At 42.0% G+C, this 15,516-nt stretch carries 15 protein-coding genes; 14 read left to right on the top strand and 1 reads right to left on the bottom strand.

The features are described from left to right. Window positions 1-270 precede the first annotated feature (270 nt). The 10 genes from GT641_RS01500 to GT641_RS01545 all read left to right on the top strand — a co-directional run bounded on the left by GT641_RS01500 (window position 271) and on the right by GT641_RS01545 (window position 11,196). A complete protein-coding gene (locus tag GT641_RS01500) occupies window positions 271-630 on the top strand; it encodes an Asp23/Gls24 family envelope stress response protein (protein ID WP_008400960.1) in 360 nt (119 codons plus the stop codon). A gap of 17 nt (window positions 631-647) precedes the next feature. Beyond that, entirely contained in the window at window positions 648-2,330 is a 1,683-nt protein-coding gene (locus GT641_RS01505) for a DAK2 domain-containing protein (protein ID WP_008400958.1), read from the top strand. 15 nt (window positions 2,331-2,345) lie between these two features. Beyond that, a complete protein-coding gene (gene recG / locus GT641_RS01510) occupies window positions 2,346-4,376 on the top strand; it encodes an ATP-dependent DNA helicase RecG (protein ID WP_008400957.1) in 2,031 nt (676 codons plus the stop codon). Between the two features lie 13 nt (window positions 4,377-4,389). Continuing rightward, complete coding sequence (locus GT641_RS01515) at window positions 4,390-5,340, top strand: MoxR family ATPase (protein ID WP_044944989.1); 951 nt, start codon at window positions 4,390-4,392, stop codon at window positions 5,338-5,340. A 1-nt stretch (window position 5,341) separates the two neighbouring features. Continuing rightward, the gene (locus GT641_RS01520; RefSeq protein WP_008400955.1) at window positions 5,342-6,463 is read left to right on the top strand and encodes a DUF58 domain-containing protein; all 1,122 of its coding nucleotides are present in this window, start codon (window positions 5,342-5,344) and stop codon (window positions 6,461-6,463) included. Then, window positions 6,453-7,703, top strand: a complete 1,251-nt coding sequence (locus tag GT641_RS01525; RefSeq protein WP_161116672.1) for a hypothetical protein — start codon at window positions 6,453-6,455, stop codon at window positions 7,701-7,703. The genes GT641_RS01520 and GT641_RS01525 overlap by 11 nt, the downstream gene beginning before the upstream one ends. Before the next feature lie 18 nt (window positions 7,704-7,721). Further along, entirely contained in the window at window positions 7,722-9,350 is a 1,629-nt protein-coding gene (locus GT641_RS01530) for a cellulase family glycosylhydrolase (RefSeq protein WP_161116673.1), read from the top strand. Window positions 9,351-9,412: 62 nt separating this feature from the next. Next, window positions 9,413-9,970 (top strand): 16S rRNA (guanine(966)-N(2))-methyltransferase RsmD, encoded by a 558-nt coding sequence (gene rsmD / locus GT641_RS01535; protein WP_008400951.1) that lies wholly within the window; start codon window positions 9,413-9,415, stop codon window positions 9,968-9,970. 1 nt (window position 9,971) lies between these two features. Next, window positions 9,972-10,457, top strand: a complete 486-nt coding sequence (gene coaD / locus GT641_RS01540; protein ID WP_008400949.1) for a pantetheine-phosphate adenylyltransferase — start codon at window positions 9,972-9,974, stop codon at window positions 10,455-10,457. A gap of 13 nt (window positions 10,458-10,470) precedes the next feature. Then, entirely contained in the window at window positions 10,471-11,196 is a 726-nt protein-coding gene (locus tag GT641_RS01545; RefSeq protein WP_008400947.1) for a hypothetical protein, read from the top strand. A gap of 13 nt (window positions 11,197-11,209) precedes the next feature. Here the strand turns inward: GT641_RS01545 and GT641_RS01550 are convergent, their stop codons facing one another. After that, window positions 11,210-12,190, bottom strand: a complete 981-nt coding sequence (locus tag GT641_RS01550) for a hypothetical protein (protein ID WP_161116674.1) — start codon at window positions 12,188-12,190, stop codon at window positions 11,210-11,212. A gap of 216 nt (window positions 12,191-12,406) precedes the next feature. Here GT641_RS01550 and thiM point away from each other — a divergent pair, with 216 nt between their 5' ends. The 4 genes from thiM to thiD all read left to right on the top strand — a co-directional run bounded on the left by thiM (window position 12,407) and on the right by thiD (window position 15,434). Then, window positions 12,407-13,228, top strand: a complete 822-nt coding sequence (thiM, locus tag GT641_RS01555; RefSeq protein ID WP_161116675.1) for a hydroxyethylthiazole kinase — start codon at window positions 12,407-12,409, stop codon at window positions 13,226-13,228. A gap of 15 nt (window positions 13,229-13,243) precedes the next feature. Continuing rightward, on the top strand, window positions 13,244-13,897 hold the full coding sequence (thiE, locus tag GT641_RS01560; protein WP_161116676.1) for a thiamine phosphate synthase: 654 nt from the start codon (window positions 13,244-13,246) through the stop codon (window positions 13,895-13,897). Window positions 13,898-13,899: 2 nt separating this feature from the next. Continuing rightward, window positions 13,900-14,550, top strand: a complete 651-nt coding sequence (locus GT641_RS01565) for an HAD family phosphatase (RefSeq protein WP_119963054.1) — start codon at window positions 13,900-13,902, stop codon at window positions 14,548-14,550. Between the two features lie 83 nt (window positions 14,551-14,633). Then, on the top strand, window positions 14,634-15,434 hold the full coding sequence (gene thiD, locus GT641_RS01570) for a bifunctional hydroxymethylpyrimidine kinase/phosphomethylpyrimidine kinase (protein ID WP_008400941.1): 801 nt from the start codon (window positions 14,634-14,636) through the stop codon (window positions 15,432-15,434). Window positions 15,435-15,516: the final 82 nt, after the last annotated feature.

Genomic DNA, 15,516 nt, shown 5'->3' on the forward strand with positions numbered 1-15,516 from the left:
CATTAGGATGGAAATCTCCAAATCAGGTACTAAAGGATTATCTGGCATCTGTGTAACATATGTTTGACAAACCTACAATTTTTAATTTTTTTAAAAAGAATAGACAATAAATGGTTGTCTTGAAATTTGCATATTCTCTGTTATAATAGAACTATATGTTTATAATTATGGTGAGACAGGTTTGCCTATTTTTAAATATACTTTTCAGAATGATAAGGAGATGGGATTCCTGCACATCATATAACAGGACAAAAGCATGGGAGGTTTTCTATGAACGAATATATAAATAATGATAATGGAACCGTCAGTCTGGATGAGAATGTGGTTGCACAGGTAGCAGGTATGACAGCACTCGATTGCTTTGGCATTGTTGGTATGGGTATTGTCAGTGTAAAAGACGGAATCGTAAAACAGTTAAAAGGAAACAATATCACGCAGGGAATTCATGTTACGTTTGATGAGAATGGAGATATTGTGGTAGAGCTTCATATCGTTGTGGCATATGGTGTCAGCATCAAGGCTGTAACAGATAATCTGATGCAGTCTGTAAAATATAAAGTAGAAGATTTTACATCTCTTAAGGTCAGTCAGGTAAATGTATTTGTTGAAGATGTAAAGATTCTGGATTAGACGGAGGAACTGTAGAAGTGAAAAATACGATTGATGCACTTGCACTGAAGAAAGCATTTATAGCCGGTGCGAATAACCTTGATAATAAAAAAGATTATATTAATGAGCTGAATGTGTTCCCTGTACCGGATGGAGATACCGGTACAAATATGACAATGACGATCATGTCAGCAAAAAGGGAAGTTGAATCCTGTAAGGAGACAATGAGTGATATCGCAAAGGCAATGTCAACCGGTTCCCTTCGTGGAGCCAGAGGTAATTCAGGTGTAATCCTTTCTCAGCTTCTTCGTGGTTTCAGCAAGAAGATCGGGGATAAAACAGAGATCGGAGTAATCGAGATTGCTGATGCATTCCAGAAGGCGGTTGAGACAGCTTATAAGGCTGTTATGAAGCCAAAGGAAGGAACGATCCTTACAGTTGCCAGAGGTATTGCTACTAAGGCCAGAGAATGTGCAGGTACAGATATTACATTGGAGGAATTCTGCGAAACCATCATTAAGCATGGAGATGAAGTGCTTGCTTCCACACCGGAGCTGCTTCCGGTATTAAAAGAGGCCGGTGTTGTGGATTCCGGCGGACAGGGCCTGATGGAAGTATTAAAGGGTGCAGTTGACTGTATTCTCGGACGTGTCGTAATTGCAGATACAAAGCCTTCCGGAGCAGGAGTATCCGGTGTTGACAATCCAAAGTATTCTGAAGATCTGTCGGCCGATATCAAGTTCGGATATTGTACAGAATTTATTATTAATCTGGAAAAACCATACGGCATAAAAGAGGAAGAAGATCTGAAACAGTTCTTAGAGTCGATCGGTGATTCCATTGTCTGTGTATCAGATGATGAGATCGTAAAGATCCATGTTCATACAAACCATCCGGGCCAGGCATTTGAAAAAGGTCTTACCCTTGGTTATCTGTCAAATATGAAGGTCGATAATATGAGACTGGAGCATCATGAGAAGGTCATCAAGCAGGCAGAACGGGAAGAAGCAGCCAGACAGGAAGCTGCAAGACAGGCAGAGAAAGAAAAACAGCAGCCAAAGAAACAATATGGTTTCATCGCAGTATCCATGGGTGATGGATTAAAGGAGTTCTTTACGGAGCTTGGAGTTGATTATGTGATCGAAGGTGGTCAGACGATGAATCCAAGCACTGAGGATATGCTGAATGCGATCGAGAAGGTTCATGCCGAGAATATATTTATATTCCCAAATAATAAAAATGTTGTTCTTGCAGCCAATCAGGCAGCCGGCTTATGTGAAGATAAGAATATCATCGTCCTTGCAACGGCAAATGCGCCACAGGGTATCAGTGCAATGATAGCGTTTGACAGTACGATGACATTAGAGGATAACAAAAACAATATGTTAGAAGCTGTATCAAATGTAAAGAGCGGACAGGTAACATATGCGGTCAGAGATACCTCCATCGATGGAAAAGCCATCCATGAGGGAGATATCATGGGTATCGGTGATAAGGGACTGGTATCCGTTGGTAATGACATTTCGGATGTTACATTCGATCTGATCAAAGATGCAGTAGATGAAGACAGCGAACTGATCAGTATTTATTACGGAGCAGATGTAAAGAAGGAGGATGCAGAGGCATTTGCGGCAAGAGTGGAAGAAAGCTTCCCTGACTGCGATGTACAGAACTACTATGGTGGTCAGCCAATCTATTATTACATTGTTTCTGTAGAATAAAGGGAGAAAAACTACATGGAATTAAAGGATAAGGTAACTTGTATTAAAGGGATAGGAGAAAAAACAGCCGGTAATCTGGCAAAGCTTGGTATCTCTACAGTGAGTGACCTTATCCATTATTATCCAAGAACTTATATTACATATATGGATCCTGTTGACATTCAGGATATACAGGCAGATGAGCGTCAGGCAGTAAGTGTGACGATCAACAGTCGGGTGGAAGTGAAGAAGCTTCGCGGATTCTCGATTGCGACTGCCTATGCCAAAGATTATACCGGGACAATTAAACTGACATGGTTTAATTGTCCTTTTCTGCGTAATTATTTTCATATTGGAGATCGTTATATCTTTGTCGGAGAAGTGAAATATAAGAATGGCATGTATACGATGAGCCAGCCGGAGTACTATACAGTGCCCCAATATCAGGAAATTTTAAAAGAATGGCAGCCTGTATATGGTTGTACGGCGGGTATTACAAGCAAGACGATCCAGAAAGCGGTAAAGGGAACGCTTCCTCTGATTCAGACGCTTTCAGATTATATACCGGAGGACATTCGGGATGAATATGATCTGATGAGGGCAAATGAAGCCGTAACCCATATCCATTTCCCGGATACGGAGGATCACTTAAGAGCTGCGATCAAGCGGGTTGCCTTTGATGAATTTTATGAATTTATAGAGAATATGCATAGTCTGAAAGAACATGATACGGTGAAATACAATCAGGCGAAGATACCATTTACGGAGCAGGTGACAGGGTTTATCGAGAGCCTTCCGTATCGTCTGACTGGGGCACAGATGGATGCGGTTCGAGATATCATGGCAGATATGAATTCAGAGCATGTGATGAACCGTCTTGTGCAGGGGGATGTCGGTTCCGGTAAAACGATCGTTGCTGCGATCGCTTTATTTGCCTGTGCGACGCAGGGTTATCAGGGTGTGATCATGGCGCCGACCGAGGTACTTGCAAATCAGCACTTTAAAGAACTGACCGGCTTATTTGAGCCATATGGAATCCATGTTACGCTGTTGACCGGTTCGATGACGGCAAAGGAGAAACGGGAAGCGTATCAGGAGATTGCAGAGCATCGTGCGGATGTGATCGTTGGAACGCATGCGTTGATACAGGACAAGGTGGAATATGATAATCTGGCGCTTGTTGTGACGGATGAGCAGCATCGGTTTGGCGTAAGACAGAGAGAGAAATTATCGTTAAAAGGGGGAACGCCACATGTTCTTGTTATGAGTGCGACACCGATTCCGAGAACCCTTGCGATCATTATGTACGGAGATCTTGATATTTCGGTAATTAATGAACTGCCGGCAGGACGGATTCCGATCAAAAACTGTGTAGTGGATGAGAGCTACCGCCCGAAAGCACAGGCATTTATCCGGGCAGAGGTTAAGAAAGGACATCAGGTCTATGTGGTATGCCCGATGGTGGAGGAAAGCGAAGCCTTAGATGATGTGGCAAATGTAGTTGAGTATTCGGAAGATCTGTCACAGAAGCTTGACAGCAGCATACATGTGGCCTATTTGCATGGCAAGATGACAGGGGATGAGAAGAACCGTATCCTGACGGATTTTTATGAAAAAAAGGTTGATGTACTGGTATCTACAACGGTTATCGAGGTAGGGATCAATAATCCGAATGCCACGGTTATGATGGTAGAAAATGCAGAACGGTTTGGACTGGCAGCTCTGCATCAGCTCCGTGGGCGTGTGGGACGTGGAAATCTGCAGTCTTATTGTATCTTTATCAGTGGAAAGAAAAATAAAGAAGTGATGGAACGATTAAATGTACTTGCAGATTCAAACGATGGCTTTTATATTGCGGGAGAAGATCTGAAACGGAGAGGACCGGGAGATTTCTTTGGTATCAGACAGAGCGGAGATGTACTGTTTAAGATGGGAGATATCTATAAACATGCCGACATGTTAAAGGCAGCATCGGATGTCTATGAGAAGTATGGTGACCGCATACGGACAGAATTTGACCGAAGTGTAGCAGCAAGAAATGAGATGTATGGAAAACCGATATTATAAGGAGATTAGAACGATGAAGATAGCAGAGGTAAAAGAACAGGCAGATAAGATCTGTGAGAATATATCGAGAGTACTGATCGGCAGAGAGAAGGAGATACGTGTGATACTGGCTGCACTTTTTGCGGGAGGTCATGTACTGGTGGAGGACAGACCGGGAACCGGTAAGACACTTTTAGCAAAGACATTTGCAAAAAGCATCGGAGGACAGTTTAAGAGAGTTCAGTTCACACCTGATCTTATGCCATCCGATATTACAGGCTTAAGTATCTATAATCGTAAATCAGAAGATTTTGTATTGGTGAAGGGACCTGTATTTACAAATATCCTGCTTGCAGATGAGATCAATCGTGCAACACCGAGAACACAGTCCAGTCTGCTTGAGGCAATGGAAGAGCAGCAGGTGACGATCGATGGAGAAAGTCATAGGCTTGAAGCACCGTTTTTTGTTATTGCAACAGAGAATCCGATCGAGACGACCGGTACATACCCGCTTCCGGAAGCCCAGCTTGATCGTTTCCTTATAAAGATCTCCATGGGAGATAATTCAAAGGCTACAGAGGTTTCGATCATGGATCGTTTTATGTCTGAGAATCCGTTTGATACACTTCAGACGGTCTGTGATACAGATCATATAAAGACGATGCAGGAAGCGGTCAGAGAAGTTTTTGTTCATCCTTGCGTAAAGGAATATATAGCAGACATGATCCTTGCGACCAGGAATAATAGCCGGATACAGGTTGGTGCAAGCTCCAGAGGTACGGTAGGGCTTCTTCGTTTGTCGCAGGCATATGCTGCTATGGAGGGCAGAACCTTTGTCCGTCCGGATGACGTCCGGTATATGGCACCGTATGTTCTGGCACATCGTGTGATCATGGCAGGGCACATGGATGAGAAAAAGGAAAAGGCAGTGATCAGGGAACTGGTCGATCAGATCGCTGTTCCGGTTGAAGATTGGGAGAATTAATATGGAGATACTGATAGCAGTATTGTGTTTTCTGGTGATCTATCTCGGACAGACTGTTATTTACCGCAAATACTGGGATCAGGGGCTTTCTCTTGATCTGGATTTTGATGACAGGTATCTGGAGATTGGCGATAAATCAGGGATAACAGAGACAATTACAAATCGAAAGATGCTGCCTCTTACAACTTTACATGTGAAGTTTTCCACAGCGAGATCCTTACAGTTTCAGGAAAATGAGAATGCGGTTGTTACGGATTTTTATCATAGAAATGATCCGTTTTCGATTATGGGAAACCGGAAGGTAGTCAGAAAGCTTTCATTTACGGCGAAAGAGCGAGGTTTGTTTTTTATCAGTGCTGTAAAGCTGATGGCAAAGGATTTTCTGATGTCGAAGACATTTGCGCTGTCTGTAGAAAATCAGGCATATCTGTATGTTTTCCCTGAAAAACTTTCTAATATACAGCTTGATACGGTCTTAGATGGTATGTTGGGTGATCTGACATCAAGGAGAAGTCTTTTTCCGGATCCGTTTGCTTTTTCCGGCCTGCGGACTTACAGCGTGGGAGACCCGAGAAAGAGCATTAACTGGAAAGCAACAGCCAGATGCGACGACCTGATGGTAAATGTATATGAGCACACGGCAGAACAGAGGGTGAAGATACTTGTCTGCCTGGAGCCGAACACCATGATAAGAGTTCATTATATACAGGAAATGTGTATCAGTATAGCATCCACGGCAGCATCTTACTTTCTGGATAACCGGATTCCTGTCATGATACGGGCAAATGGATATGATCTGTTATCCGGTGAGGTGGAATGGGTGGATTTTGGTTCTTCCGGAGAACATCGATTTACGGTTGATAAATATCTGGCACGGATAACGGAAAATGCCGGAATTGATAGATTTGTTGAAGTCTTGAAGCAGGAAGTGACAGATGTAGACAGTAATACAACATATCTGATCGTATCTGCATATCATAAAAAGGATTTGCTGAATGAACTTGATCATATGGCTGAAAAAGGAAAGAATATTTATATGATAGTTCCATATCTGAATATACAGGGGTGCGATGATATCAGACCTTATCTTCATGGAATGGAGGTAGAGTTAAATGACACATAAGATATATTGGGCAGAGCGAGGATTACGTTATCTTTATGAGGTGGTAGTGGCGGAATTGTTCATGTATACATTCTGCATGATATTTATGAGACAAGATCCGCGGTTTACGGATGCCATTTGGATCGCAGGAATATTTCTGTTGTCCTATCTGATCAGAGATTTTGCACCGAATCATATATTACTTACCATTGGACATCTGGTGCTTGCGGGACTTTTAGTTATCTTGCCGGGCACAGTATGGATCCGAATGGTTACAGGGATTTATGATATCGGGTATCTGTTGCCATGTGCGGTTGCTTATGCAAAGAGAGGTTCCGGACTTACAGATATGAGCGAACCATGGCCATCGATCTTAGCAGGAATTATTATTTATTTTGCAAGTATCGGCATGAAACTGTCTGTTTTGTCGAACCTGTCTTATATTGCAGTTGCATTACTTATGGCTATATATATGATGATCCGGTATATACAGGGGTTGAAACGCTATATCTCACACACAACAGAAGTATCGGAGCAATCCATCCGGGATATCGCAGTTATAAATGGCAGGGTTGTATTATTCCTTGCAGTGCTTGTGTTGTTATTAATGGGAGCCTGTCGTTTCCTTGATCTGTCCGGGTTTGTAAATGTACTTGCGCGTGCATTTGCAAAGGTGGTTCAGACAGTATTTGGTGCGATCATGGTCATATGGGTATTTGTGCTGACGCTGCTTACGAAGGGAGGAACGGCAGCAACCGGTCTCGATTATCAGGATACCTTAAATGAATATTATCAGAACAGTGTAAAGGGATATGATGTATTTACCTTGATATTAAAGGTATTTGTAGTTCTTCTTCTGATATTCTTTCTGGTACGGATATTGTTGCAGGTGATCCGTTTCCTTTTGAAACCGAGAAGCCATGCAGATGATGTGATCGAGCTTATCGCCGAAGAACCGAGGCAATATAAAGAACGTATAACAGATAGACGCATAATGCACAGGTTGACAGCTGAAGAACGGGCAAGAAAAATTTATAAGAAGTCGATCCTGCGATATAAGGATGTGATCACACTTAACAAACGGATGACCTGTGAAGATATCAGGCAGGAGATAACAGAGACGGAGGTTGGAAATGTAGAGGGTATTTCTGCTATATATGAACAGATCCGATATGGAGCCGGAGAAGTGGACAACCATGTTATACGAGAAATGAAAGCGGCATCAGGACAGAATAAAAGGGTGAATGAAAAAGGCAAATAAAAAGGGAGTAGTGCAAAAATGAACCAGAAGAAAAAGGCGATTGTATTATGGGGAGTCATCATAGTACTTGCAGCGGCTGTTGTGGCACTGTCAGTTATACTGGTGACAAAAAGTCGGAAAAATAATGATCCGGACGAACAGAAGAATGCCGGAACAGAAGCTGTGATAGAGGAATCCGGGCAGGATGCGGAGCAAAAGGCTGAGGATGGCGCTGATCAAAAGAAGGAAAAGGGTGCATCCGATACTCAGAAGTCGACAGATGACAAGAAGACCTTATATGCAGAAGTAACGGTTGGAAGTACATGGGAAAATAACGGGATGACAGCCGCTACAGAGACGGTCACGATCTATAATAAGACCGATAAAGCTGCAACGGATTGGAGCGTTGATCTGGAATTTTCCGGGAAAGTAACGATCGACCAGCTCTGGAATGGAAAGTATACGGCAGATGGATCGGTGGTTCATGTAACCGCAGAAAGCTATAATGAGGAGATACCGGCTGGTGGCAGCATTGATTTTGGATATAATTTGTCAGCATCGGATGTGAAGCCTGTTCGTTGTACATTGATGATCGCAGGAAAAGAAGTAACAACTGTCACCGGCGATGATCAGCAGAAAAATGATGAGAATGCAGCTCAGACAGATGGGCAGTCCGTTGACAGCGATAAAAAAGATCAGTCCGGCAGCGATAAGGTCACCGACAGCAAAATCGGTAAAAAAGAAGATGATCCGTATAAGGTACATGGAAAACTTGCAGTATCGGGAACGGATCTGGTGGATGCATCCGGCAGTAAATTCCGGTTAAAAGGTGTCAGTACACACGGACTTACCTGGTTTGCTGATTTTGTAAGTAAGGACACCTATCAGTATTTTAAAGATTCCTTTGGTATCAATCTGGTGCGTTTTGCGATGTATACAGATACAGGAGATTCCTATGGATATTGTTCCGGCGGAAATAAATCAGAGATCGAGGAGCTTCTTGGAAAAGGTGTTGATGCAGCAACGGATCTTGGACTGTATGCGATCATTGACTGGCATATTTTAAATGACAATGACCCGAATATGCATATAGATGATGCAAAGGATTTCTTTGATCGGATATCAAAGAAATATGCTTCTTACGGAAATGTGATCTATGAGATCGCAAATGAACCTAATGGGGGAACAACCTGGGATTCCGTAAAGAGCTATGCGGAAACGATCATCCCGATCATACGAAAAAATGCGCCGGATGCTATTATCATTGTCGGAACACCAACTTGGAGTCAGGATGTAGATGTGGCAGCTGCAGATCCGATCACAGATCAGACAAATCTGATGTATGCGGTTCATTTCTATGCCGCAACCCATAAGGATGATCTGAGAAATAAGGTTCAGTCTGCACTTGATTCCGGACTCCCGGTTTTTGTATCGGAGTTTGGCTTGTGTGATGCATCAGGAAACGGTTCGATTGATTATGATCAGTCCGATGCATGGTTTGATCTGATCGATGATAAGAATCTAAGCTATGCGGCATGGAATATTTCAAATAAAGCCGAGACATCGTCATTATTTGATTCCTCCTGTACAAAGAAAAGTGGCTTTACAGATGATGATCTGTCAGACAGCGGAAGGTATATTAAGGAAAAAATTGAGAGTTCCTATTGACAAAAGGGATGAAATATATACAATAAAAAAAGATTTTAACAACCTATGGGAGATCATGATTTATGAGAGTAATAGCGGGAACTGCCAGAAGTCTTCGTCTGGAAACGATCGACACGATGGATACCAGACCGACAACAGACCGGATCAAAGAGACCTTATTTAATATCATATCGAGAGAATTGCCGGATTGTACATTTCTGGATCTGTTCAGTGGAAGCGGAGCGATCGCGATCGAAGCATTGAGTCGTGGAGCAAAGCAGGCAGTCCTTGTAGAACAGAATCGGAAGGCAGTAGACTGCATTAACCGCAATCTGGAATTTACCGGATTAAAAGACAAGGCCAGGGTCATCACAGGAGACTGTGTTGCGGCGATTGACAGTCTGGAACGGTCAGGACTTGTGTTTGATATTATATTTATGGATCCTCCATATGGAAAATTATTAGAAAAACAGGTATTGAACCGTCTTGCGTCTTCAGGTATTGTTGATAAAAACACATGGATCATTGTTGAATCGGATCTGAATACAGAATATGATTATTTAACAGATATAGGATTCGAAATCGATCGTGTGAAGAAGTATAAGACGAATAAACATACATTTATACAGGAGATTTTATAAAATGAGTAGTGCAATTTATCCGGGAAGTTTTGACCCGGTCACATTGGGGCATTTGGATGTGATTAAACGCTCTGCAGAGATGTTTGATGAAGTGATCATCGGCGTTTTGAACAATACTTCAAAAACTCCATTGTTTTCTGTAAAAGAACGTGTTAATATGTTGTCTGAAGTGGTGTCAGATATACCGAATGTTCGTGTTGAGAGCTTTGGGGGACTGCTGATTGATTTTGCCAGACAGAATGGTGTAAAAACGATTATCAGAGGCTTAAGAGCTGTAACAGATTTTGAATATGAATTGCAGATTGCACAGAGTAATCGTAAAGTTGCACCGGAGATTGACACCGTATTTTTGACAACGAGTATTGAATATGCATATCTGAGTTCCAGTATCGTGAAGGAGTATGCAAGATATGGGGTAGATGTTACACAGTTTGTTCCAATAGAAGTTGTCGATCGTATAAAAGAAAAATATAACAGAGCATTTTAGGAGGAAATAAGTCATGGCAAAAAAAGGCATTGAGGAAATGATTTCTGAGATTGAGATTTTTATAGATAATTGTAAGTATCAGCCGTTATCATCCAGTAAGATCGTTGTTCCAAAGGATGATCTGGAACAGATGTTAAATGAACTGAAGTTAAAGCTTCCAAATGAGATTGAGCGTTGCAAAAAGATCATGCGTAATAAAGAAGCTATCCTTGCAGATGCAAGAACAAGAGCAGATTCTATTATCACAGAATCTGTTGCGGAGGCAAATAAGCTGGTAGATCAGAGCCAGATAGTTGAACTTGCAAATATCCGTGCAAATGAGATTTTAGATATGGCAAGAAGTCAGGCTGATCAGATTGTAAACGAAGCAAATGCAGATGCAAATGAGATCCGTCTGGGTTCTATGTATTACACTAAGGATAAGCTTACAGAGGTCAGCAATTATATTAATGCAACATTAGAGGCTGAAAAGGCAAATTACGATAACCTGATTCAGTCCTTACAGTCAAATCTGGATATTGTATTGAATAATACAAATGAGATCAATGGAGATATTGCAAATATGACCGGAGCAGCGCAGCAGGCTGCGGCTCCTGAGGATGATCCACAGGCAGTACCGGAAGAGAAAGTAACTGCAGAAGAGGATCGGAATTATAATGTATATGGTAAGACTGAGTATTCCGATGATGAAGAAGACGATGAAGATGATGATTTTGACGATGACTTTCTGGATGACTAGAGATTGTCGGATTTTAGCTTAAAAGCAACAAGATTATCAGATAACTAAACGTTGCGCAGATACATTTACCAAATGTATAGCATATAAAAGACAGCTTTGTACCTTTTAGGATATGCATGGATTGGCACAGGGAGGATATTCCGCCAAATGATGTAACAGAAAGGATCAAAGCTGTTTTTTGTACATGAGAAAGGGAGAGTGCAGATAATTCCGACAGTCCCTTTGTTATCTCAAGGTAACAGGCGAGAATATGAAGAATCGGTATGCCTCCGGTAAATGCGATTACAAGATCATATAGAACAGAGAAAATGGCAACATAGATTCCTATGATGGTGATAGTTGTTATACTGTTTTCGATAACAGAAGACATATAGTTATCATCTTGTGCCGTTGCATATTCGGACAGAGTGCCTGCAGTTTCAGAGAGATATATTCGGTGATTTGGTTGATCATCAGAAGAGAGATGAGCTGTTTTTTTGATTGGCTTAAAATGTAAAATATATAACTGCTTTTTGGATAACAGATAGTACAGGATGGCATAGCAGATCTGTGGCAGATAGATGACTGCCAGAACAGTGATGGTATTTATCTGCCCGTTTAGATATCGGTTACAGACATATCCCATCAGAAACATAGGGCTGATGTTGTTGCAGAGGGGCATAATGGCATGGGCGAAATCTTTTGATATAACTTGATTTTTGTAGAGCCTGCCTATAGCGATTGCGCCGACCGGGTAGCCGCAGAACAGACCGCATAAGAATAACAGGATCAGACAGCCTGCCCGGTTTGGATGCTCCCAGTCAATCATAGACAGGAAGAAACCCGAGATCAGAAGAAAAGGAAGCAGCAGAGGAACCAGATTGTTATACCACAGTACAAGACCCTCTGCAAAACTTTTGGAAACAAATGAAGAATTCAGACAGAGTGTGATAACAAGCAGGATGAAAGCAGAATATAAGCAGAATGAGCGGATAGATAAGGCAGGATGCTTCATAGGGAAAACTCCGGTTTATTTGTTCATCAGTATTTTATGAAAAAAGAGTAATTACTATGAATTATAAATTTTTCAATTTGCGTATGGTATTTACAAACAAAAAACAGATAGATTAACAGGAGAATCTCAGATAAGGTAAAGCATTTTCAGGTAAAATAGTTGAAAAAGGGAAGAAAACTGAGTATAGTTAAGCTGCTATTACAGGAGGTAGATAAAATGATCAAGGTGTGTTTTGAAAATGTAAAGGCGAAAACTCCGCTGGTGCATAATATCACGAATTATGTAACAGTAAATGATGTTGCAAATGTGCTTCTGGCATGTGGAGGAAGTCCGATCATGGCAGATGATATTGACGATGTGGAAGATATCACCGGTATCTGTGGCGGTTTAAATATTAATATTGGGACCTTAAATAAGAATACGATCCCATCCATGCTTGCTGCCGGCAAAAAGGCAAATGAGCTGGGACATGCCGTGCTGCTTGATCCGGTGGGCGCAGGAGCCAGCAGACTACGTACAGAGACAGCGATGAAGCTTTTAAATGAGATAAAATTTGATGTGATCCGTGGAAATATATCAGAAATCAAGACTCTTGCATTTGGTTCCGGCAGTACAAAAGGCGTAGATGCAGATGTGGCTGATACAGTTACAGAAGATACTCTCGATCAGGCGGTTGATTTTGTGAAAAAATTTGCGGGAAAACTCGGCTGTATCATCGCTGTTACAGGAGCAATCGATCTGGTAGCAGATGCAGATACCTGTTATGTGATCCGGAACGGAAGACCGGAGATGGGTAAGATCACAGGAACCGGATGCCAGTTGTCCGGTCTTATGACAGCTTATCTGACAGCAAATCAGGATAACAAACTGGAAGCTGCTGCAACTGCCGTTATACTGATGGGAGTTGCAGGAGAAGTTGGATTTGCGAATATGGAGTCCACAGATGGCAATTCAACTTATAGAAACCGCATTATTGACGCAATCTATAATATGGATGCAGATAAGCTTTGCAGTATGGCAAAGTATGAGATCAGATAAGGAGTGAACGAGGCTATGAGTAAGCAGACACATATAAAGCCGGAGGAGCTTTTGCTATATGCAGTAACAGACAGACACTGGTTGAATGGGGCAACTCTGATCAGTCAGGTTGAGGCAGCATTAAAAGGCGGAGCAACCTTTATCCAGCTTCGTGAAAAAAATCTGGATGATAAAGCATTTTATCAGGAAGCTCTTGAGATCCAGAAATTATGCAAAGAATATAAGGTGCCGTTTGTAATCAATGATAATGTGGAGCTTGCAAAGAAGATTGGTGCAGATGGTGTGCATGTCGGACAGTCGGATATGGAAGCCTTAGATGTCAGAAAGGTGCTGGGAGACGATAAGATCATCGGAGTATCCGCACAGACAGTGGAACAGGCAGAACTGGCTGAAAAGCATGGAGCGGATTATCTGGGCGTTGGTGCGGTATTTCCAACCGGATCTAAGAATGATGCAACAGAAGTCAGTTTTGAGACGTTACAGGAAATCTGTGAGCATGTGCATATTCCGGTTATTGCAATCGGCGGCATAACCAGAGATAATGTTGTGGAATTAAGTCAAAGCGGAATTTGTGGTATCGCAGTTATCAGTGCGATCTTTGGTCAGACAAATATTGAGGCAGCTACGGCAGATCTAAAAAAACAGACAAAGCAGATGTTAGGAGAATAAGGATGATAAAAGGTGCGATCTTTGATATAGACGGAACACTGATCGATTCCATGGGAATGTGGGAGCATGCGGCAGAACGATATCTGGCAGAAATGAATATCAAGGCAGAACCACATCTTCAAAAAAAACTGTATACATTTACGATTACAGAATCTGCGGAATACCTTAAAAAGAATTACGGCTTGTCAAAAACGATTCCTGATATCATAGATGGAATCAATGAAACTATTGGAGCATTTTACAGAAATGAAGCAGAACCAAAGCCAGGGATCATAGAGTTCTTATCTGCCTTACAGGAGCGGAAAATTCCAATGACAGTAGCGACTGCGACAGACAGGGTTCATATCGAAGCCGTATTGAAGCATAATCATATGGATCATTTTTTCAAGAAGATCTTTACCTGCTCGGAGGTAGGAATCGGAAAAGAACATCCGGATATCTATATTCAGGCAGCAAAGTATATGCAGACAAACATTGCTGATACATGGGTGTTTGAGGACGCTTATCATGGAGCAAGAACGGCATTTGATGCAGGCTTCAAAGTATGTGGTATCTATGATGCTGCGAGTGCGGAGCATGTAAATGAGTTAAAAAAATACAGTACGCTGTATGTTGACAATACAAAGGAATTATATAATATTTTCTTTCTTTAAAGAAAACGGTATGACACAGAATGGATGAAAATGTACAGCAAACCGATAACTAAAGTATTGTTAAAAGTAAAGGAGACAAAGGGGTGAAGACAGTTCTTACAATAGCCGGAAGCGATTCCGGCGGCGGTGCGGGAATCCAGGCAGATATAAAGACCATTATGGCGAACGGTTGTTATGCCATGAGCGCAATCACCGCATTGACCGCCCAAAATACAATGGGAGTGACCGGGATTCAGGAGACAACGCCTGAGATGCTTGCTTTACAGCTTGACGCCGTATTTACGGATATCCTGCCGGATGCGATTAAGATCGGTATGGTCGCATCCGAGAAGTTGATCCGTGTGATCGCAGATAAGTTAAAAGAATATCAGGCAGAACATGTAGTTGTGGATACCGTTATGGTGTCAACCAGCGGACACCGGCTGATCGACGAGGATGCGATCGGTGCTTTAAAAGAATGTTTGCTTCCGATCGCGGAGGTTATTACTCCGAATATTCCGGAAGCAGAGGTATTGGCCGGAATGACGATCCGTGATGAACAGGATATGGTTTGTGCAGCTGAAAAAATATCAAAAGTCTATGGCTGCGCAGTTCTCTGCAAGGGAGGGCACAGTATCAACGATGCAAATGATGTCTTATATTCAGACGGAAAAGTCAACTGGTATTATGGAAAACGAATCGATAATCCGAATACTCATGGAACCGGATGCACACTATCAAGTGCAATCGCATCAAATCTTGCAAAAGGGTATAAGATCGATGAAGCAATAAAGAACGCAAAAGACTATATATCCGGTGCGCTTGCAGATGGCATGGATCTGGGACATGGAAGCGGACCTATGAATCACGGCTTTGATCTGAAAAGTAGATTTGCAGAATCATGAAAAAAGTGGTTGCGAATCTCAAATGACTATGTTATTATGGACAAAGTTGGTGTAAAAGCGCATTTGACACCAGAACACTTGG

It is taken from the genome of Clostridium sp. BIOML-A1, assembly GCF_009874105.1.
Taxonomy (GTDB): Bacteria; Bacillota; Clostridia; order Lachnospirales; family Lachnospiraceae; genus Coprococcus.